This is a genomic window from Paraburkholderia caledonica NBRC 102488, assembly GCF_000685095.1.
Classification (GTDB): Bacteria; Pseudomonadota; Gammaproteobacteria; order Burkholderiales; family Burkholderiaceae; genus Paraburkholderia; species Paraburkholderia caledonica.
Map to the genome: position 1 here is coordinate 331,979 of NZ_BAYE01000004.1, position 21,318 is coordinate 353,296.

Sequence of the window (21,318 nt, forward strand, 5' to 3'; positions counted from 1 at the left end):
AGCGCACCCGGTGTCACGGCGCAGCGCAATGCGCGCTCGCACAGCCGGCGCCATCGGCAAACATGCAAATAAAAACGCGGACCCTGGGGCCCGCGTCTCGTCCACTTCGCAATACGCCGCGTTGCCGATCAACGGTCAGCACCGGACATCGTGCAGTCAACCATCAACATTCGACGATGTTCACCGCCAAACCGCCGCGCGACGTTTCCTTGTACTTCGTCTTCATATCCGCGCCGGTTTCGCGCATGGTCTTGATGACCGAATCCAGCGACACGTAATGACTGCCGTCGCCGCGCAGTGCCATGCGCGCCGCGTTGACCGCTTTCACCGACGCCATCGCATTGCGCTCGATGCACGGAATTTGCACCATGCCGCCAACCGGATCGCACGTCAGCCCGAGGTTGTGCTCCATACCGATTTCCGCCGCGTTTTCGACCTGCTTCGGCGTGCCGCCCATTACGGCGGCGAGTGCGCCTGCAGCCATCGAGCAGGCGACGCCTACCTCCCCCTGGCAGCCGACTTCGGCGCCGGAAATCGACGCGTTCAACTTGTACAGAATGCCGATCGCAGCCGCCGTCATCAGGAAGTCGATCACGCCTTGCTGGTTCGAGCCCGGCATGAACCGCGTGTAGTAATGCAGCACCGCGGGAATGATGCCGGCAGCGCCGTTGGTGGGCGCGGTGACGACGCGGCCACCGGCGGCGTTTTCTTCGTTGACCGCGATTGCGTAGAGATTGATCCAGTCGATCATCGACAGCGGATCGCGCAGCGCAAGCTCAGGATTGCCCGATAGCGCCCGATACAACTGCGGCGCGCGGCGCTTCACCTGAAACGGGCCGGGCAAGTTGCCGTCCGCGTCCGGATTGTTGATGCCGCAGCCTCGCGATACGCATGACTGCATCACGTCCCAGATCTTCAGAAGGCCCGCACGGGTCTCTTCTTCCGTGTGCCAGACCCGCTCGTTTTCCCACATCAGTTGCGCGATGCTTTTGCCGGTCGATCCGCACAGCGCGAGCAACTCATTGCCGGTGCGAAACGAGTGCGGCAATTGGTCGACGGCGGCAAGAACCTTGGTGTTCGGTGCGCCGGCCGTCACCACGAAGCCGCCGCCCACCGACAGATACGTCGATTCGCGCAGCGTCTCGCCTTGCGCGTCGAACGCGCGCAGCTTGAGCCCATTCGGATGTTCGGGCAGCGCTTGCCGGTAGAACGAGATGTGATCCTTCTGCACGAACGGCACTTCATGCGTGCCGAGCAGTTCGAGCTTGCGCGTGGTGCGCACGGCTTCGAGCCGTTGCGCGATCGTGTCGGGGTCGACCGTGTCGGGTGCGTCGCCCATCAGGCCGAGCATCACGCCGCGATCCGTGCCGTGCCCTTTGCCTGTTGCGCCGAGCGACCCGTAAAGATCCACTTTCACCGACGCGGTGTTCGGCAGCAGCCCATCGCGTTCGAGCCCTTGGGCGAACATCAGCGCCGCGCGCATCGGCCCGACCGTATGCGAACTTGACGGACCAATGCCGATTTTGAAGAGATCGAACACGCTGACTGCCATTACTGCTCCCTGCTGATGAAAGTTGGTTTAGCGCGCCGGCATCGGCAAACACACGGCGAGCCACGCGGGTGGCGTCGGCGCGAGCCGCAGCGCAATCGGCGTATAGCGTCCGTCGAGACGCGCCGCCAGATGAAACAGTTCCGTCGCGTTCTTCGGATCCCACTGACCCGAATAGCCGGGCAAGCCGGCTTCGCGACGTTTTGCGTCGAATGCGACGCTCGAATGCACGAATTCCTCATGCGTCTTGCTGCCGTCCGCATACGGCGAGAGCCAGTTCAGCGCGGCTTGCAGCGACGCGCCGTTCGCGCCCTTCTCCGGCAGCCAGTTGCGGTTGTGGCGGCGGGCGGCGAGCGCGGCGGTAACGAGCGGCTGCAGATCGTAAGTGACATAGTGCAGCGCGTCGCGTTCGCTGAAGTCGATCGTGGAGCCGTCTGGCTCGATGTTGTCGCCAATATGCTCGGCAAAGAGACGCTGCGCCGCATTGATCATTTTGCGGTTGTCGAGCGTGAAGGCCGCCATGGCTATCAGTTTGATCCGATGACTTTGCCAGTTGTTCCGGTAAGTACCTTTCAAAGGACGCGGCTGGTCGTCGATCTCGGCGATGTAGCCGTTCGCGAGCTTCGTCAGAAAAGCCATCGACGCGTTACGCGTTTTCACAGGCAGCGCACTCGCGGTCATGTCGTACGCGAGGATCAGCCCTTCGAAGTGCGTTTCGTCGATTGGATTGAAACTCGGCTGATAGGTCGTGACCCACGCGTACAGCAAACGGTCGACGAGCTTCAGATACCGGTCGTCGCTGGTGGCGCGCCATGCGAGCGCCGCGTCCCGCAACAGGTCGAGATCCTTCTCGGCTTCGACGCTCTGGTCGTAGATGCCCTCGTGCGGCAGCGTGCCTTCCGTGTGCAGTTTGGCTTGCGCGTGAGGCTTGTCGCCCAGATGCGCGAGCACATTGCTCACCAATGCCTTGACGCCGGGATCGGCATTCGTGCGCTCGCTGGTTTGCCAGGCGGGCGCTGCGCAAAAATTCATTGCCGCCTGTGCATTGCGAAGCGGCAGCAACACGGCGGCGCCGGCAAGCAGGCATGCGCATGCGTGCCGCCACGTTGGGACTCGCGTTGCCCCGGCCGGGCTTTGCATCAATCGCACCTTTCGCACCATGCGAAACTCCTCGTTGGGCTGATTCGGTGTGTGATGTTAGCCGTTTGCGGCCTCCAGCGACAGAACCGCGCACCGCACGCTACAGGCTACGGGCGGCGCGCGGCGACGGCCGGGTGTTACTCGTAATCGGCAACCGGCACGCACGAGCAGAACAGGTTGCGATCGCCATACACGTTGTCCGCGCGGCCGACCGGCGGCCAGTACTTCTTCGCGATCAGCGTGGGCAGCGGATAGGCGGCGGTTTCGCGCGCGTACGCATGCTTCCACTCGTCCGCGATGACGACTGCAGCCGTGTGCGGGGCGTGCTTCAGTGGATTGTCTTCCCGGTCCGAGCGGCCTTCTTCAACAGCACGAATTTCGTCACGGATCGCGATCATCGCTTCGATGAACCGGTCGAGTTCTTCCTTCGATTCCGATTCGGTCGGCTCGACCATCAGCGTGCCCGGCACCGGAAAGCTCATGGTGGGCGCATGGAAACCATAGTCGGCGAGGCGCTTCGCAACGTCGTCTACAGTGATGCCGCTCGTTTCCTTGATCGGACGCAGATCGAGAATGCACTCATGCGCGACGAGTCCGCCCGGGCCCGAGTACAGCACCGGATAGTGCGGCGCGAGTTTCTTCGCGACGTAGTTCGCATTGAGGATCGCGGTCTCGGTCGCGGCGGTGAGATTTTTCGCGCCCATCATCGCGATGTACATCCACGAGATCGGCAGGATCGACGCCGAGCCGTACGGTGCGCCCGACACTGCGCCAATGCCATTGGGCGCGCGTTCGTAGCCCGACGAAATCTGGTTCGGCAGGAACGGCGCGAGATGCGCGCCAACCGCGACCGGACCGACGCCCGGTCCACCGCCGCCGTGCGGAATGCAGAACGTCTTGTGCAGATTCAGGTGCGAGACGTCGCCGCCGAACTGGCCCGGCGCGGTCAACCCGACCATCGCGTTCATGTTCGCGCCGTCCACATAGACCTGACCGCCGCGCGCATGCACGATCTCGCAAATTTCGCGGACGTTCTGTTCGAACACGCCATGCGTGGACGGATACGTGATCATGATCGCCGCGAGCTTGTCGGCGTGCTGGTCGGCCTTCTTCTTCAGGTCTTCGACGTCGACGTTGCCTTGCGCGTCGCACGCGACGACCACGACCTGCATGCCGGCCATTTGCGCCGACGCCGGGTTGGTGCCGTGCGCCGAAGCGGGAATCAGGCAGACGTTGCGATGCGCTTCGCCGCGCGACGCATGATATGCGTGGATGATCAACAGGCCGGCATATTCGCCTTGCGAGCCCGCATTCGGTTGCAGTGAAACCGCTGCGTACCCGGTTGCGGCGACCAGCATCTCTTCGAGCTGATCGATCATTTCGCGGTAGCCGACGGTTTGCTCAGCCGGTGCGAACGGATGAATCTGGCCGAACTCGGGCCACGTGACCGGCAGCATTTCCGACGTCGCGTTCAGCTTCATCGTGCACGAACCGAGCGGGATCATCGACCGGTCGAGCGCGAGATCCTTATCCGACAGGCTGCGCAGATAGCGCAGCATTTCCGTTTCCGAATGATGACGGTTGAATACGTGATGCGTGAGATACGTGCTCGTGCGTTCCAGCGCGGCCGGCACCGAGGCCGCGCCGGACGCCGTGATCGCGGCGTCGAGCGTGTCGACTTGCGGCGCGTCTTTCGCACCTGCGGCTTGGGCGAACACAGCCAGCAGATCGCCAAGATCGCGGCGCGATGTCGTTTCGTCGATCGACACGCCGACCTGCGTGTCGCTCACGCGGCGCAGATTGATGCGCTTCGCTTTGGCCGCGTCGTGCAACGCTTGCGTGCGCGCGCCGGTGTCGAACGTGAGCGTATCGAAGAACGTTTCGTTGACGAGCGTGTAGCCAAGCTGCTTCGCGCCTGCCGCGAGCAACGCGGCGATGCGGTTCACCCGCAACGCGATTGTCTTGAGACCGCGCGGGCCGTGGTACACCGCATACATGCTGGCCATGATCGCGAGCAGCGCTTGCGCCGTACATACGTTCGACGTCGCTTTCTCGCGGCGGATGTGCTGTTCGCGCGTTTGCAGCGCGAGACGCAGCGCGGGATTGCCTTGCGCGTCGACGGTCACCCCGACGAGACGGCCCGGCATCTGGCGCTTGAATTCGTCGCGCACCGCGAGGTAGGCCGCATGCGGGCCGCCGAAGCCGACCGGCACGCCGAAGCGCTGCGTGTTGCCGACGGCCACGTCCGCGCCCCACTCGCCCGGCGGCGTAAGGACGGTCAGCGCGAGCAGGTCGGCGGCGACCACCACGTGGCCGCCCGCTGCGTGGATCGCCTCGGTCAGCGCGCGATAGTCCCGCACGTCGCCGTTCACGCCCGGATATTGCAGCAGCACGCCGAATGCATTTGCGTTCGCGGCTTCCGCTGCGGGACCCACTTTCACTTCGATGCCGACCGGCGTGGCGCGCGTTTTCACCACTTCAATGGTTTGCGGCAGCACGTCGTCGGCGACGAAGAATACGTTCGACTTCGGCTTGCCCACGCGTTGCAGCAGCGTCATTGCTTCAGCTGCGGCGGTGGCTTCGTCCAGCAGCGACGCGTTCGAGATCGCGAGACCTGTCAGGTCGACGATCATTTGCTGGAAGTTCAACAGCGCTTCGAGGCGGCCTTGCGAGATTTCCGGCTGATACGGCGTGTACGCCGTGTACCACGCGGGATTCTCGAGCACGTTACGCAGGATCACCGTCGGCGTGTGGGCGTTGTAGTAACCCTGCCCGATGTACGAGCGGAACACCTGGTTCTTATCCGCGAGTTCGCGCAGCGCGGCGAGCGCTTCTGCTTCGCTCTTAGGCTGTGCGAAGGGGCCGAGCGGCAGCGGTTCGGTGCGGCGGATCGTCTTTGGAATGACGGCGTCGATCAGCGCGGCGCGCGACGTGAAGCCCAAGGCTTCGAGCATCGCTTCCTGGTCGGCCGCATCCGGGCCGATATGCCGTTCAGCGAAGGCGTCATGCACTTCGAGCGCGGCGAGCGAGAGAGGAGTGCGGTTCATCAGACGATCCGGGTGTTCGAGCTTCATGGTGTTCCTGGCGGTGCGGCTGTCCGTGCTGGACCGTTCGAAACCTGGCGCTGTGCGCAAGGTCTCCTGAACGAGCATCCCCAAAGGGATTCTCTTCACGACGCGGTCCTGTATGTTTCAAGAGGGACGCGCCGCACCTGTCGGGTTATATAAAAGTGAATCAGGCGCCGATCGACTTCGAGTACGCGTCCGCGTCGATCAAACGATCCTGTGCTGCGTCCGAGGCCGGCTTGATCTTGAAGAGCCAGCTTTCATACGGGGCGCTGTTGACCGAATCGGGCGTGTCGGCAACGGCGGTGTTCGCTTCGATAATTTCGCCGGAGACCGGCGCGTAAATATCCGAAGCGGCTTTCACCGATTCGATCACGGCGACGGTATCGCCGGCCGTGACGGTCTTGCCCAGTTCCTGTACTTCGAAGAAGACGATGTCGCCAAGCGCTTCCTGCGCGTGGTCGGTGATGCCGACCGTCAGCGTGCCGTCCGCCTCGGTGCGGACCCACTCGTGCGATTCGGTGTATTTCAGATCGGCCGGGATGCTCATCGGATGCTCCTATGCGGTGTGATTCGATATGGACTAAAAACTGGGAAAAGGACGCACGCGCCGGCTGCTAACAATGGTTCAACTCACTGCGAGTACTTTGCCGTTGCGCACGAACGGCAGTTTTACCACGCTTGCGGGCACGGATTTGTCACGAATCTGAACATGAACCGTGTCGCCAGGTTGCACGCCTTTGGGCACCCGCGCGAAGGCGATGGATTCCTGCATGGTCGGGGAGAAGGTGCCGCTGGTGATTTCGCCTTCGCCATGCGGCGTGACGACCTTCTGATGCGCGCGCAGCACGCCTGCGGCCTTGCCGTTCTCCTTCAGCAGGATCAGACCGACGAACGCCGCGCGCGAACCGTCCGCTTCCAGCCGGCTCCTGCCGACGAAGTCGCGCGCGGAGGTCAGGTCGACGGTCCACGCGAGGCCGGCGTCGAGCGGCGAGGTGTTGTCGTCCATATCCTGGCCGTACAGGTTCATGCCGGCTTCGAGACGCAGCGTGTCGCGCGCGCCGAGACCCGCCGGGCGCACGCCTTGTGCTTGCAGCGCATTCCACAACGCGACGACGTGATCGGCCGGGACGATGATCTCGAAGCCGTCTTCGCCGGTGTACCCGGTGCGGGCGACGGTCAATTCGCCGAACGGCGTCGCTTCGACGCGCGCGGCGTTGAAGGGTTTGAGTGTTTCGGTGGCAGAGCGGATGGCCGGCACCGTTCGCCAGACTTTCTCACGCGCGTTCGGGCCTTGCACGGCGACGATCGCGAGATCGCGGCGCGGCGTGATGGTCAGACCAAAGCCGCCTTCGTTGAGTTGCTTGAACCACGCGATGTCTTTGTCGGCGGTGCCCGCGTTGACCACCACGCGGAAATGATCTTCACCGAAGTAGTAGACGATCAGGTCGTCGATTACGCCGCCGTCCCCGTTCAGCAGGCACGAGTAAAGCGCGCGCCCAGGCGTTTGCAGCTTCGCGACGTTGTTGGCGAGCGCATGCTCGAAGAACCCGCGCACGCGTTCCCCGGTGAAGTCGATGACGCACATGTGCGAGACGTCGAACATGCCGGCGTCGGTACGCACGGCGCGGTGTTCGTCGATCTGCGAGCCGTAGTTGACGGGCATATCCCAGCCGCCGAAATCGACCATGCGAGCGTTGAGCGCGCGATGGGTGGCGTTGAGCGGAGTGTGTTTGAGTTCGGTCATGGGGCCTCGGGCGTCTCGCGAAACAAAAAAGGCCATGCAGAGCCGCGCTTCGCGGCCTGCTGGCTGCGAGCGTGGTTCTGCATGGCCCCTCTGTCCTCGATACCTGAGAGATTGCGCTGCCGCGGCGACGTTGATTCGTCACGGCGGAACGCGCGCCCCTTCGGTGGGCAGCTTGCCGGATCTGCACGACATTGCGATGCAGACGGCTACTGCCGCTCTCCAGAGTGCGAAAAACGGCGCCTTGATGTTGCGTGTGTTACGTGGCGGCCGGTCTTTCGACGCGTTCGGTCCTTTTGCCTGAGAGTTTGCGGGTGTGCCCCTTCGGCGGCGCGGCCTGCGAAAATCAGCGGCCCGCGCGCTCTCCCGACGCGTGCGGCGAATGTACGCGAGGGCCGGGGGCTTGTCAAATGGACGGTTTATTCGCCGTTATTCGTCCTCGTTTGCCCTGATTCGCCCTTATTCTCCGATCGCATGCGCCGCGCCGTCCAGTTCCTGGTTCAGCACGCGCTGTTCGTCGGGGGATAAGCCGCCGCCATGTTGCCCCGCCATCTCGTGCGCCTCGCGCCGGATCACATCCAGCCGATGATGCAACGCATCGCCTTGCGGCGGCGGGTAATAACCTTGATTGACGCGATTGTCGATACGGCGGCTCAGATTGTCGATGCGGCCGTCGACCTGATGCAGGCGTTTATCGGCGATCTGTTGCGGGCTTGGGCGCGACGCCGGCTCAGTCTGCGGTGCTACCACACAGGCGGCGAGCGAACTCAGTAATGCGCATGCGGCGAGGGCGCGGATGGGTCGTGACATGAACTCTCCGTGAAGTCGTTGTGGTTTTGCGGTGCTACAGGCGTAGCAACGGATCACGGCAGACGAGCGCTGACCCGGTCGGCCCGCTCTTTTGTAACGTTATATTGCTTTCCGCTTTGTCAGTCTTGCCGGCGCGGCACTTTGCGCCGCGCCGGCAACACCTGAATAGCTGGTAACGCCGTTCAACGAACCCGCTGGAACGGCAGGCGGACGCCTTCGTCGGAACTGCGCGCCGCGAGTTCGATGATGGTCATCACGTCGACGGCATCTTGCGGGCTCACCGGAAATTTCACGCCGTGCTGGACCGCCTCGGCGAGCGCGATGTAGAAGCTCGCATAATCGCCATTGCGCGTCGGCAATTCGCGCTCGACTTCGCGGTCGCCCTCCATCACGCGCAACGTGCCTGCGGCATTGCCGGCCGCGAAGGCCTCGTCGCCCGGACGCAAGCCGGCTTTCAACTGGTCTTCCTGCGTGTCGAGCCCGTACTTCACGTAACTGCCACGCGTGCCGTGAATGGCGAACCTCGGCGCGACGATCGCCGTCAGCGCGCTTGCGTGCAACACGACTTCGAACCCGCCGTAGCCCAACTGGATATGCACGTAGTCGGGCGCGCTCGCGTCATCGCGATGGGTGCGCACGGTCGCCGACACGGTCTGCGGCGCGCCGAACAACGCCAGCGCCTGGTCGATCAGGTGCGGTCCGAGATCGAACAGCAGCCCGCCGCCGCGCGACGCTTCCTCGCGCCAACGCTGACGCACTTCGGGCCGGAACCGGTCGAAATGCGATTCATAGTGGGTGATGCGTCCCAACTCGCCACTCGCGAGCAGATCGCGGACGGTCATGAAATCGCCGTCCCAGCGACGGTTGTGAAACGGCACGAACAGCTTGCCCCGCGCGAGTGCAATGTTGGCGAGCGTGCGAGCGTCGGCGGCGCTGAGCGTGACCGGCTTGTCGACCACCACATGCTTGCCTGCTTCGAGCGTACGTCGCGCGAGATCGAAGTGCGTGTCGTTCGGCGTGGCGATAACCACGCAGTCGATCTCCGGGAGCGCGAGCAACGCGTCGAGATCGGCCACCACTTTCGCGTGCGGATAGTCGGCAAGCGCAGCCTCGGGTCTGCCGGTCGCGATGGCGGCGACGCTGGCGCGACCGCAGTGCTCGATCACCGGCGCATGAAACGTCGCGCCTGCGAATCCGTAACCCATCAATCCAATTTTCAGCGATGCGGACATGCGTGTCTTCCTGCAAAAACGGCGCGCCGCTTTGCCACCGCGGCGGCGGCGCGCAACGCCGTCATTGTGGCATGGGCGGGACCGGGATTGCGTCGGCACGCCAGGCGCCGAAGCTCCGCCCTCTCTCGCGGCGCGGTGGCCGCCGGTTCATCCGCGGGATTCGTCGAGAGAATCTATCCGCCGATTTCATCCGTGTTAACATCGCTCCTCTCGCGCCAACCGAGGCCCGCCGGGCGAGCCTCTCAACGCGTGGCATGTATTCCCCGAGCGCGCGCCGCGCGGCATGCGCCGGCTTCGCGACCGGCAATACTGCGCTGCGGCGCCTCAAGCGCCGCTATCAAACGGCGCGTTCGAGTGCTCCGTCTGAACAGCCGCTTTTCAACCCCGCACTACCCCATCCACAGACGATGTCCGCAGGCCTGAATCCCGCTCAAAATGAAGCGGTCCGTTACCTTGACGGGCCGTGTCTCGTACTCGCCGGCGCAGGGAGCGGCAAGACGCGCGTCATTACGCAGAAAATCGCGCATCTGATCGAGGCAAAGGGCTTCGAGCCGCGCCACATCGCGGCGGTCACGTTCACGAATAAAGCCGCGGCGGAAATGCGCGAGCGCGTGGGAAAACTGCTCGAGGGCAAGACGCTGACCACGCCCGGCAAGGAAGGCCGCAAAGTGCCCGTCAATCAGTTGACGGTGTGCACGTTTCACTCGCTCGGCGTGCAGATTCTGCGGCAGGAAGCGGAACACGTCGGCCTCAAGCCGCAATTCTCGATCATGGATTCCGACGACTGCTTCGGCATGATCCAGGAGCAGGTCGGCTCGACGGACAAGGGCTTTATCCGCAAGATCCAGTCGATCATTTCGCTGTGGAAGAACGGGCTCATCATGCCCGAACAGGCGATCGCGATTGCCGCGAACGAGGACGAGCACCAGGCGGCGATCGTCTATCGCAACTATGTGGCGACGCTGCACGCGTACCAGGCGGTCGATTTCGACGATCTGATCCGCCTGCCCGCCGAACTGTTCGCGAGCAACGAGCAGGTGCGCGACCGCTGGCAAAACAAGCTGCGTTATCTGCTGATCGACGAGTATCAGGACACCAACGCCTGCCAGTATGAATTGCTCAAGCAACTGGCCGGCCCGCGCGCGGCATTCACGGCGGTGGGCGACGACGATCAGGCCATTTACGGCTGGCGCGGCGCGACGCTCGAGAACCTCGCGCAGCTCGGCAAGGATTTCCCGAAGCTGCATGTGATCAAGCTCGAGCAGAACTATCGTTCGACCGTGCGCATTCTTACGGCCGCCAATAACGTGATCGCGAACAACCCGAAGCTCTTCGAAAAGAAGCTGTGGTCCGAGCACGGCATGGGGGATTCGATCACCGTCACGCCGTGCAACGACGAAGAGCACGAAGCAGAGTCGGTAGTGTTTCGTCTGTCCGCGCACAAGTTCGAGCGCCGTGCGAATTTTCGCGACTACGCAATTCTCTATCGCGGCAACTTCCAGGCGCGCATCTTCGAACAGGTGCTGCGCCGCGAGCGGATTCCGTATGTGCTGTCCGGCGGCCAGTCATTCTTCGATAAAGCTGAAATCAAGGACATTTGCGCGTACCTGCGGCTGATTGCGAACGCGAACGACGATCCCGCGTTCATCCGCGCGATCACCACGCCGCGTCGCGGTGTCGGTAACACGACGCTCGAAGCGCTCGGCTCGTTCGCGGGTCAAGCGAAGGTGTCGCTGTTCGAAGCGGTGTATATGGGCGGCATTGAAGCACGCTTGTCGCCGCGTCAGATCGAGCCGATGCGCGTGTTCTGCGACTTCATGCAGCGCCTTACCGACCGCGCAGAAAAGGACGCGGCGGGCACACTGCTCGACGAGTTGATGGACGCGATCCACTACGAAGCGTATCTATACGACGCATTCGACGAACGTCAGGCGCAATCCAAGTGGCAAAACGTTCTGGAGTTCATCGAATGGTTGAAGCGCAAGGGCACGAAGGCCGAGCCGCAAGGCTCGGATGAATCCGCTGGCTCGGGCAACCAGGAGGCAACCGGCTACGACACCGCAGACGGCTTTGGCGACACGGGCAAGAACCTGCTCGGCCTCATCCAGACGGTCGCGTTGATGTCGATGCTCGAAGGCCGCGAAGAAGACCCGGACGCGGTGCGGCTCTCGACCGTGCACGCGTCGAAGGGGCTCGAATATCCGCACGTGTTTCTCGTGGGAGTCGAAGAAGGAATCATGCCGCATAGAGGCGGCGCGGACGACGAGCCGATCGACGACGCGCGCATCGAGGAAGAGCGCCGTCTGATGTATGTCGCGATCACGCGCGCGCAACGCAGTCTGCACCTGAACTGGTGCAAAAAGCGCAAGCGCGCACGGGAGACGGTGGTTTGCGAGCCGTCGCGATTCATTCCCGAAATGCTGCTGGACGACGCGCCGCCGCCGACGCCCGAAGAAGCACCGATGTCGCCGAAAGACCGGCTCGCGAGTCTCAAGGCGCTGCTGCAGAAGCCTTGAAAACTTGGTTAGCGCGTGCGTGGCAAGACCCCGCTGACCTCAGGTGCTTCACCGGTTCTCGTGGAAAGGCGCGCTACAGTGGCGCGGCTGGTCGGTCGCGCGGTCACGTACCTTTGCACATCTTTGCGCACCTTCTAGCATGCCAACTGGAGACCGCCGCATGACCTCGCCGACGCTCGCGCCATACACCAGCGCCCTCGAAGCCTACATCGACGCGAAAGACAACACGCGCGCGCAACGCATGTCGGATGCGTTTGCTCCTGACTGCGAGCTCACCATTTCTCTTGCGACGTCGACAATCACCTTCCCCGCGCGCACGGTCGGCTTGGACGCGATCACGAAGACGCTCGTCACCGATTTCGGCGCGACGTACACGGGGTGCCGCACGTATTACGTGTGCGACTCGCTGAAGGTGCGCGACGGAGCGATCGATGCGCTGCCGTGGCTCGTGCTGATGCGTGAACCCGCCGCCGGCGCATTGCGCGTGGGCCACGGCGTCTACCGATGGACTTTCGATGAGACGCCGGCTGTCGGCCGCTTTCATATCCACATCGGACGCATGGACGTCGTGCCGGATGCGGATGGCGCGTTGCTCGACGCGTTGCAGGAAGGCTTGAGTTATCCGTGGCTTCCGCCGGCGGAATTGCACGCGCGTTTCACCGAGCTTGCGCGCAGAACGCCGGCGCTCTCGTTTGTCGACGCCTTCGCTCGTCCCGTCGACGCGCAATGAGGCGGCACTCGCGCGCAAGAATCCGTCGGGCATGAAAAAATCCCTGCCCGCGTGGCTGCGGTGCAGGGATTGAGTTGTCCGGCAAGCGGCGCGCAACTGTCTTTGCGCGCGATCAATGCGCGCTACTTCGCGGCACTGACCATGTAGTCGACGGCGGCCTTCACGTCGGCGTCCGAGGCGTTTGAGCCGCCTTTGGGCGGCATTGCGCCCTTGCCGTGCAGCGCATAGTTGTAGACGGTGTCCATGGGCTCTTTCAGGCGCGGCGCCCACGCTTCCTTGTCGCCGAACTTGGGTGCGTTGAGCACGCCGGCAGCGTGACATGCCTGGCACACCTGCTGGTACAAGGCCTTGCCCGCTTGCGATGCATCCGCGCTTTGCGTGGCGCCCGATGCCGGAGCCGCGGCTTGCGGGACGCTCGCCATTGCCGCCACTGCGGCGGCGGCTTGTGCCGCGCCCGCGTCGGAAGCGCCGGCGGCAGCCGTTGAGCCAGAAGCGCTGGCCGCGACAGAAGCGACAGCTGCGCCGGACGCAGCCGCCGCGCCCGATGCCGGTTGCGCCGGTTCAGCGAAGCTCGCGCCGGAATTGTTCGCCATGTAGGTCACCGCGCGAGCGATTTCGAAGTCGCTGTAATCGTCCGGGCTCGTGCCGCCGCGCGGCGGCATGGCGCCTTTACCGGCGAGCGCCGTATGCAACAGCGTGTCGAAGCCTTGCGAGATGCGCGGTGCCCAATCCGCAGTATTGGTGAACTTGGGTGCGCCTGCCGCGCCGGACGCGTGACAGGTCGAGCAGACCGCCTTGTAAACCTCTTCGCCGGTCTTGTAGACGCGTGGCGCGTTGGCGTCGCGAATGTCGACTTGGGCGATCGGCTTGATGCGGGCTGTGACCTCGGCTTCGGAGAGACTGTCGGTGCCGGCGCCAGTGCGCGTCGAATTGTCGACGTAATAGGCCAGCAGAACGATGATGATGATCGGCACAGCAAACCCGGCGATGACCGCGGCGATGAGCTGTCCTGGGGTTTTGATTGGGGCTCCGTGTGGTGCTTCGCTCATGCTTGTCTCGTCTCCGTGGGTATGTGAGCGGTACAGCGCGACGGCAACTTCTTGTTCTTGATCGGCCACGGACGATTATAGACGCAAGCTTTCGGCGGCGGCGAGGGCCGCGGCGCGCTGTTCAGCAGGCGTTTACCCGCATCGCGCGAAGTTCTGCAAAGGTGCGCGAAACCACGGGAGAAGGGCCCGAAGGCCGTCCGGTGGACGGTATGGCGGAAACCGGGTATCCTTTCGGTCTTGCTTTGGCGCCGCATCCGCTCAGTTTGCCGCGCTTTCGCGTTTCTTGTGTCAAAGCGCCCGTAGCTCAATGGATAGAGTACTGCCCTCCGAAGGCAGGGGTTGCTGGTTCGATCCCAGCCGGGCGCGCCAATAACATTGGCTCGGAATCAAGGGTTTAGGCAAACAACGCCTAAGCCCTTTTTTATTTCCCGCGCGTTCAATGTTGCGCCATTCGGCGCCTTATCCCCAGGCTTGTCCGCTGCGCTCACTCCCGCTAGAATCCCCCGGTCACTGGGGAGTAGCCTTCCTTCACGCATCGCATGAAGGAGAGCGCGTCAACATACTTGACCTGACGGGTCATGGCGCGTTCGACCGGGTCGGTTTGGCGAGACCATTGGCGCACTGCTTCGTTCTGGTCGGACGGGTGGCGGTGCGTCATTGGTTCGTCTTACGTCCGACCGCGGAGCCGCTGTGAAATCACGTTGTCCCCTACCCAATTTCCTCCTGCACCATGCGCCGCGCCGCGCGCTTCCCGTCGACGGGAGCCGTGCATGACCGGTCTTATCATCGAACTGGCCGTCATGCTGGTCGTCATTCTGGTGGCGGCCGAGCTTTTCACCAACGCGCTCGAACATCTCGGCGAGCGCCTCAAAATTTCGGAAGGCGTCACCGGCTCGCTGTTTGCGGCGGTGGGTACTGCGTTGCCGGAGACCTTGGTGCCGCTGATCGCGATCATCGGCGGCACGGCTGATCACGCCGTCAACGAGGAAATTGGTGTCGGCGCCATCCTCGGTGCGCCGCTGATGCTTTCGACGCTGTCCACCTTCCTCATGACGCTCGCGGTCCTGCGTTCGCGCGGCATCGGCGGACGCGTCGCACCTGAACGCTCAGGCTTCACGCGCGACCTCAACTATTTCCTTTTCGCGTTCCTGCTGGCGGCCGCGGCCATGTATGTGCCGCACGAGCAAAGAATCGTCCGCGCGCTATTCAGCGTTGCGCTCGTGGGCGTCTATGTCGCCTATGTCGTGGCGACCTTCCGCGCGTCGAACAGTCTCGTGGATGCCGGCCACGGCACGGAGGCGCCGGGCAAGATGATGCTCGCGCGCCTCGGCGTGTCGACGAACCTGGCGACGATCGCCATCCAGCTCGCGCTCGCGGTCGCCTTGCTGGTGTGGGGCGCCGAAGGTTTCATCCACGGCGTTCGGGGCGTGTCCGAGGCGTTCGGCGTCTCGCCGCTGCTGCTCTCCCTGTTGATCATCCCGATCGCCACCGAACTGCCGGAGAAGGTGAACAGCATTTTGTGGATTCGCCGCGGCAAGGACACGCTTGCGTTCGGCAATATCACCGGTGCAATGGTGTTCCAGGGCACGTTGCTACCGGCGATCGGCATTCTTCTGACGCCGTGGACGCCGCGGATCGAGGTTGTCACGGGCATCGTCATCACGCTAGCCGCGGCGGCGTGGCTGCGGATCAACGCACGGAAGCGCGGCGCTCCGGTGTGGGCGCTGCTCGTGTGCGGTGCGCTTTATGTGACTTATCTGGCGATTACGCTGAGCCGCTAGACGTTGCGACGCGCCGTCGTTGGAGCGCGTCGATTTAGACGCTTTTCCCCGGTTAACTCTCGGGATCACCCAGTGGAGAGTGACGGCATAATTTCGCAGAATGTTAAGACGCGGATTTCGTGGGGCGCTGCCAATGGCTGCGCCGCCGCGCCGCGCTCTATTTCGCGCATGCCGTGGACGCGTGAAGAGGCACTGAACCAGTTGGGCAAGTCCAAGGAGTGCGGTATGAGCAACATTGTCATAGTCGGATCGCGGGGCCATGCGAAAGTCGTCATCGACATCGTTGAACAGGAAGCGAAGTACAGAATTGCCGGGCTAATCGACGGGTACCGCAACGTAGGTGAGAAGACGCTGAACTATCAGGTGCTCGGCTCTGAAGCCGATCTCCCGCGTCTCGCTGCCGAATATGATTTGAAAGGGGTAATTGTTGCTATCGGCGACAATCTGGTCCGTTCGAAAGTTGCAGCGAAGGTCAGCGAGTATTGCCCCCAACTACCGTTTGTGAATGCCGTTCATCCGCGGGCGACGATCGCTCGCAGCACCACTGTCGGGGCCGGTACCGTATTGATGGCGGGAGCGATAATTAATCCTGACTGTCGGGTCGCCTCGTTCTGCATCTTGAACACGAACTCGTCACTGGACCATGATTCTGTCATGGACGAGTTTTCGAGCCTGGCACCGGGGGCTATAACCGGTGGCAACTGCCGGATCAGCGCGTTCTCCGCGATCGGCATCGGCGCCGTACTTCGCCACGGCATCACGGTCGGCGAACACAGTGTAATTGGCGCGGGTGCCACAGTTCTGAAGGACATCGAAGCATATTCGGTCGCCTACGGCTGCCCTGCCAAAAAGGTCAGCGACAGGGCTCCCGGGGCGCGCTACCTGTGAAGGCAGGCGATGGATTCATCATATCCACGACTTGCTCGCGTCTTTACTCCGAACCTGTCAACGGCTTTAGGGCGCGCGAGAGAAAGCTTCAAGTGAGTGAAACGAATTCACTCACCCGGCAATAACCTGAATGTAAATGGATAAAATATGAACGTTGTTACATCGGACGACAGCGTCGGCGTTGTGCCGACCCATCCGCTCTCGAAGCATTTCATCGTCATTGGCTACCGGGACGGAGCTTACTCAACCATCCCTAACAATTTCTTCAGGAATTGGCTGGACGAAGAGGCCACGCAGGGAACGTTCCATATTGGCCGTTGCTCAATATTGGGCGTGGGTTCGGTAGCGAGGTACGACGGCAATGCGCAAAAACTGGTCATTGGAAAGAACGTCGCCGGTGGTATGGGTCTCAAATTCATTCTGAATGCGCAGCATGAAATGAAGACCATATCGACAACCATGTTTAGCATCTACGGTGAAGGCCTCAACAACGCTGTCATGCCGCAATACGCGGACACTGTTATCCACAACGATGTATGGATTGGAGATGAGGCATTGTTTCTCGGTGGCAGCGTCGTCGAAAGTGGGTGTGTCATTGGCGCGCGCTCCGTGATACCACCGAACTTCCGAAGTGAACCGTACGGCATTTATGTCGGGTCGCCGGCGCGGCTCGTGCGTTTCCGTTTTTCGGAGAGGGTGCGGGAGCGCCTGCTCGATCTGGCGTGGTGGGACATGCCGCTTCAGTGGATCAAGAGGAACAACGACGCTTTCCTCGTCGATCTCACTGCAGATGAGGGGCGTGCACTGGAAGTGCTCGGGGAGCTCCAGCGGGACAAAACTGCCGAACTGGCGAATGCAAACAAGGTTGTCGCGAAGGTGTCCTGACAACTGGCGGTTTTCGCGCTCAATGAAAAAAAGCACTTGATGCAATCCATGCATTAAGTGCTTTGTAGTATGTGACCTAGAAGTGAATGCGCTATTTTTAATAGGCTTTGATGATGTCGACGATCCGTTCTATGTTTCCGGCCGAAAGCCCCGGGTAAATCGGCAGGCACAGCACTTTCCTCGCGGCATCGGCTGCGACCGGGAGGTTCGCAGGACTGGCGCTCACAAGGCCGCGATACATCGGGAAATCCGAAATCAGCGGGTAGAAATAGCGGCGCACGATGATGTTGTGGCTACGGAAGCTCTCAAACAACGCGTCGCGACTACACGGGAAATCGTCTTCCACGAGAATTGGGAAGTACGCGCGATTCGCAATGGGGTTGTCGCAAGCTGGCAGGCAACGGATTCCAGGCACATCGGAAAGCAGTGCGCAATACTGGGAGGCGATTTCACGCCGGCGGGCAAGGGCTTCGTCGATATTCTTCAGCTGCAGAAGCCCGAACGCGGCATTTACTTCGCTCATCTTGCCGTTAATGCCGGGCGCGACGACAGTCGTTTCGTCGACGAAACCAAAGTTCTTCAGGTGATTGACCCGCTGTTTGGTCTTTGCATCTGGACAAATAATTGCGCCACCCTCGAACGTATTGAAGACTTTCGTTGCGTGAAAGCTTAAGACGGAGAGGTCGCCGTGGCGAAGAATGCTCTTGCCTTCGCTGCGCACGCCGAATGCGTGAGCAGCGTCGTAGATAACCTTCAGGTTGTAATTGTCAGCGATCTTCTGAATGGCGTCGGTGTCGCAAGGATAGCCGTAGCAATGCACGGGCAGGATCGCCGTGGTCTGGGGCGTGATCGCTGCCTCGATCTTCCGCGGATCCATATTGAGCGTGTGCGGATCTACGTCGACGAAAACCGGCTTGATTCCATTCCAAAGCAGCGAGTGCGCTGTTGCCACGAACGAATAGGGCGTCGTGATCACCTCACCGGTAATGCGTAGCGCCTGCAATGCAGTGACCAGACCTAACGTGCCATTCGAAAACAGCGCGAGATGTTCAACACCGAGGTACTCCTCGAGCGCCGCCTCGAGTCGTTGGTGAAATGGGCCGCCATTAGTCAATACCTTGCTCTCCCATATCTCGCGGAGATAGGGAATAAAGTCGTCCAGCGGCGACAAATAAGGCTGCGTGACAAAGATGGTTTCCTCTGTCAACGCCGACACTGCTTCTGCAGGTAGGCTTGCGTTCATGATTCGGTTCTTCGCTAGTTAAGGGCGGTGCGTCACGGACGATCAGATCACGGCGTCCGTCGAAAGTGCAGCGAGCGAGGGCGACCAGTCAGCTGGCAATGTCGCCTCAAAGGTCGTCGGCATATCGCCTGCGCACCAACGCTTCCACATGGTGCGTACCGCGATCGAGAAGCCGCTGGCTACTTTTTCTGGCTGGAAAGGAACTGAGTTCAGACATCGTTCGCGCATCCCGATGCGAAGTTCATTCAGAGCATCGAGATCTCGCGTCAGGTCGATGCTCTTGCGGATGAATTCTTCCTTGTTCCGCACAATGAACTGCTCAAGTCCAACGTGCTCGAGCCAGCAAGCGCCTCCGCGGCTCGGCATCGATGTGCCTGGCATCGTGATTGTCGGGACTCCCATCCATAAGGCGTTGAGCGTGGTAGTCGAGCCTGTGTACGGGAAGGTGTCGAGGCAAAGATCGACCTGATGGTGCTGCTGCATGTACACAGGCAGTGACCCGCGAGGGCAAAACGTGAGCCGGTCGGCGGTAATGCCTTCCGCGGCGAACCATTCGAGATATGTCGGCTCATCCAGCTTGCTCGAAATCGCGCCGATCACCATTCGTGACGACGGCTCTGCGCGCAGAATGACGCTCCAGAGTGCGATAACTTCCTGACTCAGCTTGTTGAGCCGGTTGAAACTTCCATAGGTAACGTAGCCCTTGTGCAGTGCAGGCAGCGCGTTCACCGGCGGACAGTTTGGCGGCGGCATGTACGGAGCAATCGCGGGCAACAGGGCCAACTTCTCGACGAACTGGTCTTCAAAATGTTCCGGAGGCGTGATGAAGCGATCGGAGATGTAGTAATCGAATGCGGTCATCCCAGTGGTGGCGGGATAGCCGATCCACGAGGCCTGGATGGGGGCGGGCTTGTGCGCGAGCGCAATGATTCGTGAATGTGCCGTATGCCCGGAAAGGTCTACGACGATATCTATGCCATCACTAGAAATCTTCTTGACCAGTTCCGCATCGCTCAGATTCGCCACGACGTGCCACGAGTCGGCATGAGAGCGAAGTTTCTCAGTGAAATGATCATTGACCCCGAAGTTGTAGTAAAAATGGAGCGATAGATCGGGATCACGGCTCAAATGCTGGACGACAGGCAAAAGATAGTAAGCCGCTGCGTGATTGCAAAAGTCGCCGGAAACAAAGCCAATTCGCAACTTGCGGTCAGGGTCACGCTGATTGGCGTAGCGTCGGTTGGCAACGATGCCGGGAACGCTGTGCACTTCCCCGAACAATCGGTGTTCCTCGAACAGCGCAGCCTTGTCAATCGTACTGCTGTGCGTCAGACAGAACAGCAAATTGGTACGCGCGTTTCCATCTGAGGGCTCGATAGCGAGCGCCGTGCGCAACGCAGTTTCTGCCTCTGCGATGGCGCCGATGCCGAGGTAGACGTTCCCGAGCGAACTGTGTACAGCAGCGGAGTGCGGCGCAAGCTGTGCGGCTCGTGAGCATGATGCAATCGCCTCCGCGCGCCGCCCGAGCGCGACAAGCGTAACACCGAGAATTCGATGTGCCTCCGCGTGATCGGGAGAAATGGCGATGAGTTCGCGCGACTGGCGTTCAGCTTCTTGCAGCGCACCGAGGTGGCGCGATGTATCGGCGAGCAGTAATCGGCAGATCACGTCACCCGGATCCAATTCAACGCCTTTGCGCGACGCTTCCATCACTTCCTGGAATCGATTGGCTTTGTGCAGCGAGATGGCCAGTGCACGCCAACTCTGGATGTCATTCGGATAGCGAGCCGTTAGCTTGCGTGCCAGCTTGATCGCTTCCGTAAAATTCCCTTTGTGCACAAGCGCATTATGCTTTTGGATTTCTACGGTCGACGCGCGCCGATGTTGAGCCACGTTAATCGCCGCGCCCGGATTCTTAGCCGGCTCGTTCGCGGCTTCGCCGATAATCAGGTTCACATCATCTGAGGCTTTCCGGCCATCATGGACCTTGACCGCCAGCCGCTCTTCCGGTTGGGCCAACTGATGAATCAAGCTGTTCAACGCCGGCCCATGAACGCCTTGCTGCTGTGCCAACTCCACCGCCGTCCATCCTGCGGCCACCTGATCGCTTTCGAACAGGGCATTGATATAGGCGACCCAGTACTGGCCGTTGGCCGGACTGCTGCCCAAAGCCACCTCAAAGTGCGGAACAGCCTCAGCCGGATAGCCTGTCTGAACTTTAACGACACCAAGGTTGTAATTCGCGTCCGCGTGATTCGGCATCGCTTCGACGATCGCTTCGAAAAGCGCCCGCGCGTCGTCGACCTCGCCCGCGTGATATTGCTCGATGGCGCTCTGCATGACGAGAGCGATGTCCTGAGCGCGTTGCTGTTCAGGAGAAAGAGGCTGGGGAGCCGAGAGGTCGAATTGGATGGACATGATGCTCGCACGAGGAAGCTGTACGTTGGATTATCAAGTCGGAATTCGCAGCCTGAAGGGTGGAAGTGACGGCAAAATGGCCACCAATTCACCTGATTACGGACGCCGGTGGCGCCGCCATGAAACGCCGCTCGCAGGCCTTTCGGCAATGTGTCGACATGGGTTGCGCGACGCCTTCGCGCCCGGCTTCCAGGGGCGCCGGCCGTCCCCGTGTGCTTCGCTAGAAGCACAAAAAGAAACGCCCGCGCAAGGCGGGCGAGGGTGATGC

The 21,318-nt window shown here is 61.7% G+C and carries 15 protein-coding genes, 1 tRNA gene and 3 riboswitches; of the genes, 6 read left to right on the plus strand and 10 right to left on the minus strand.

What is annotated here, in order from left to right; genetic code table 11:
• Window positions 1–163 precede the first annotated feature (163 nt).
• The 7 genes from BCA01S_RS11005 to BCA01S_RS11040 all read right to left on the minus strand — a co-directional run bounded on the left by BCA01S_RS11005 (window position 164) and on the right by BCA01S_RS11040 (window position 9,540).
• On the minus strand, window positions 164–1,552 hold the full coding sequence (locus BCA01S_RS11005; protein WP_027776928.1) for an L-serine ammonia-lyase: 1,389 nt from the start codon (window positions 1,550–1,552) through the stop codon (window positions 164–166).
• A 27-nt stretch (window positions 1,553–1,579) separates the two neighbouring features.
• On the minus strand, window positions 1,580–2,710 hold the full coding sequence (locus BCA01S_RS11010; protein WP_027776929.1) for an alginate lyase family protein: 1,131 nt from the start codon (window positions 2,708–2,710) through the stop codon (window positions 1,580–1,582).
• 116 nt (window positions 2,711–2,826) lie between these two features.
• On the minus strand, window positions 2,827–5,763 hold the full coding sequence (gcvP, locus tag BCA01S_RS11015) for an aminomethyl-transferring glycine dehydrogenase (protein ID WP_027776930.1): 2,937 nt from the start codon (window positions 5,761–5,763) through the stop codon (window positions 2,827–2,829).
• Between the two features lie 160 nt (window positions 5,764–5,923).
• Window positions 5,924–6,304, minus strand: a complete 381-nt coding sequence (gene gcvH, locus BCA01S_RS11020) for a glycine cleavage system protein GcvH (RefSeq protein WP_020067442.1) — start codon at window positions 6,302–6,304, stop codon at window positions 5,924–5,926.
• Between the two features lie 78 nt (window positions 6,305–6,382).
• A complete protein-coding gene (gene gcvT / locus BCA01S_RS11025; RefSeq protein WP_027776931.1) occupies window positions 6,383–7,501 on the minus strand; it encodes a glycine cleavage system aminomethyltransferase GcvT in 1,119 nt (372 codons plus the stop codon).
• A gap of 80 nt (window positions 7,502–7,581) precedes the next feature.
• A riboswitch (glycine riboswitch) is annotated at window positions 7,582–7,734 on the minus strand.
• Between the two features lie 42 nt (window positions 7,735–7,776).
• A riboswitch (glycine riboswitch) is annotated at window positions 7,777–7,876 on the minus strand.
• A gap of 81 nt (window positions 7,877–7,957) precedes the next feature.
• Complete coding sequence (locus BCA01S_RS11035; protein WP_027776932.1) at window positions 7,958–8,308, minus strand: hypothetical protein; 351 nt, start codon at window positions 8,306–8,308, stop codon at window positions 7,958–7,960.
• A gap of 182 nt (window positions 8,309–8,490) precedes the next feature.
• Entirely contained in the window at window positions 8,491–9,540 is a 1,050-nt protein-coding gene (locus BCA01S_RS11040; protein WP_027776933.1) for an oxidoreductase, read from the minus strand.
• Between the two features lie 407 nt (window positions 9,541–9,947).
• On the opposite strand from BCA01S_RS11040, the gene BCA01S_RS11045 reads away from it, so the two are divergent.
• Both BCA01S_RS11045 and BCA01S_RS11050 read left to right on the plus strand, forming a co-directional pair.
• Window positions 9,948–12,056, plus strand: a complete 2,109-nt coding sequence (locus tag BCA01S_RS11045; RefSeq protein WP_020067448.1) for a UvrD-helicase domain-containing protein — start codon at window positions 9,948–9,950, stop codon at window positions 12,054–12,056.
• A 160-nt stretch (window positions 12,057–12,216) separates the two neighbouring features.
• Complete coding sequence (locus BCA01S_RS11050) at window positions 12,217–12,786, plus strand: hypothetical protein (protein ID WP_027776934.1); 570 nt, start codon at window positions 12,217–12,219, stop codon at window positions 12,784–12,786.
• Between the two features lie 122 nt (window positions 12,787–12,908).
• Here BCA01S_RS11050 and BCA01S_RS11055 read toward each other — a convergent pair whose 3' ends face one another.
• Window positions 12,909–13,835: a c-type cytochrome gene (locus tag BCA01S_RS11055; protein WP_027776935.1), complete on the minus strand. Its 927-nt coding sequence runs from the start codon at window positions 13,833–13,835 to the stop codon at window positions 12,909–12,911.
• Between the two features lie 293 nt (window positions 13,836–14,128).
• On the opposite strand from BCA01S_RS11055, the gene BCA01S_RS11060 reads away from it, so the two are divergent.
• From BCA01S_RS11060 to BCA01S_RS11075, 4 genes are all read left to right on the plus strand, one after another.
• Window positions 14,129–14,204, plus strand: a tRNA-Arg gene (locus BCA01S_RS11060).
• A gap of 131 nt (window positions 14,205–14,335) precedes the next feature.
• A riboswitch (yybP-ykoY riboswitch) is annotated at window positions 14,336–14,516 on the plus strand.
• Between the two features lie 89 nt (window positions 14,517–14,605).
• Entirely contained in the window at window positions 14,606–15,616 is a 1,011-nt protein-coding gene (locus BCA01S_RS11065; RefSeq protein ID WP_027776936.1) for a sodium:calcium antiporter, read from the plus strand.
• 225 nt (window positions 15,617–15,841) lie between these two features.
• The gene (locus BCA01S_RS11070) at window positions 15,842–16,504 is read left to right on the plus strand and encodes an acetyltransferase (RefSeq protein WP_027776937.1); all 663 of its coding nucleotides are present in this window, start codon (window positions 15,842–15,844) and stop codon (window positions 16,502–16,504) included.
• A gap of 147 nt (window positions 16,505–16,651) precedes the next feature.
• Window positions 16,652–17,389 (plus strand): LbetaH domain-containing protein, encoded by a 738-nt coding sequence (locus tag BCA01S_RS11075; RefSeq protein WP_027776938.1) that lies wholly within the window; start codon window positions 16,652–16,654, stop codon window positions 17,387–17,389.
• A gap of 97 nt (window positions 17,390–17,486) precedes the next feature.
• Here BCA01S_RS11075 and BCA01S_RS11080 read toward each other — a convergent pair whose 3' ends face one another.
• Window positions 17,487–18,632 (minus strand): DegT/DnrJ/EryC1/StrS family aminotransferase, encoded by a 1,146-nt coding sequence (locus BCA01S_RS11080; protein ID WP_027776939.1) that lies wholly within the window; start codon window positions 18,630–18,632, stop codon window positions 17,487–17,489.
• A gap of 42 nt (window positions 18,633–18,674) precedes the next feature.
• Complete coding sequence (locus BCA01S_RS11085) at window positions 18,675–21,050, minus strand: tetratricopeptide repeat protein (protein ID WP_027776940.1); 2,376 nt, start codon at window positions 21,048–21,050, stop codon at window positions 18,675–18,677.
• Window positions 21,051–21,318 lie beyond the last annotated feature (268 nt).

Coding starts and splice junctions, on each gene's coding strand:
- BCA01S_RS11005 (WP_027776928.1), bottom strand. CDS start 1,552: ATGGCAGTCAGCGTGTTCGATCTCTTCAAAATCGGCATTGGTCCGTCA.
- BCA01S_RS11010 (WP_027776929.1), bottom strand. CDS start 2,710: ATGGTGCGAAAGGTGCGATTGATGCAAAGCCCGGCCGGGGCAACGCGA.
- gcvP (WP_027776930.1), bottom strand. CDS start 5,763: ATGAAGCTCGAACACCCGGATCGTCTGATGAACCGCACTCCTCTCTCG.
- gcvH (WP_020067442.1), bottom strand. CDS start 6,304: ATGAGCATCCCGGCCGATCTGAAATACACCGAATCGCACGAGTGGGTC.
- gcvT (WP_027776931.1), bottom strand. CDS start 7,501: ATGACCGAACTCAAACACACTCCGCTCAACGCCACCCATCGCGCGCTC.
- BCA01S_RS11035 (WP_027776932.1), bottom strand. CDS start 8,308: ATGTCACGACCCATCCGCGCCCTCGCCGCATGCGCATTACTGAGTTCG.
- BCA01S_RS11040 (WP_027776933.1), bottom strand. CDS start 9,540: ATGTCCGCATCGCTGAAAATTGGATTGATGGGTTACGGATTCGCAGGC.
- BCA01S_RS11045 (WP_020067448.1), top strand. CDS start 9,948: ATGTCCGCAGGCCTGAATCCCGCTCAAAATGAAGCGGTCCGTTACCTT.
- BCA01S_RS11050 (WP_027776934.1), top strand. CDS start 12,217: ATGACCTCGCCGACGCTCGCGCCATACACCAGCGCCCTCGAAGCCTAC.
- BCA01S_RS11055 (WP_027776935.1), bottom strand. CDS start 13,835: ATGAGCGAAGCACCACACGGAGCCCCAATCAAAACCCCAGGACAGCTC.
- BCA01S_RS11065 (WP_027776936.1), top strand. CDS start 14,606: ATGACCGGTCTTATCATCGAACTGGCCGTCATGCTGGTCGTCATTCTG.
- BCA01S_RS11070 (WP_027776937.1), top strand. CDS start 15,842: ATGAGCAACATTGTCATAGTCGGATCGCGGGGCCATGCGAAAGTCGTC.
- BCA01S_RS11075 (WP_027776938.1), top strand. CDS start 16,652: ATGAACGTTGTTACATCGGACGACAGCGTCGGCGTTGTGCCGACCCAT.
- BCA01S_RS11080 (WP_027776939.1), bottom strand. CDS start 18,632: ATGAACGCAAGCCTACCTGCAGAAGCAGTGTCGGCGTTGACAGAGGAA.
- BCA01S_RS11085 (WP_027776940.1), bottom strand. CDS start 21,050: ATGTCCATCCAATTCGACCTCTCGGCTCCCCAGCCTCTTTCTCCTGAA.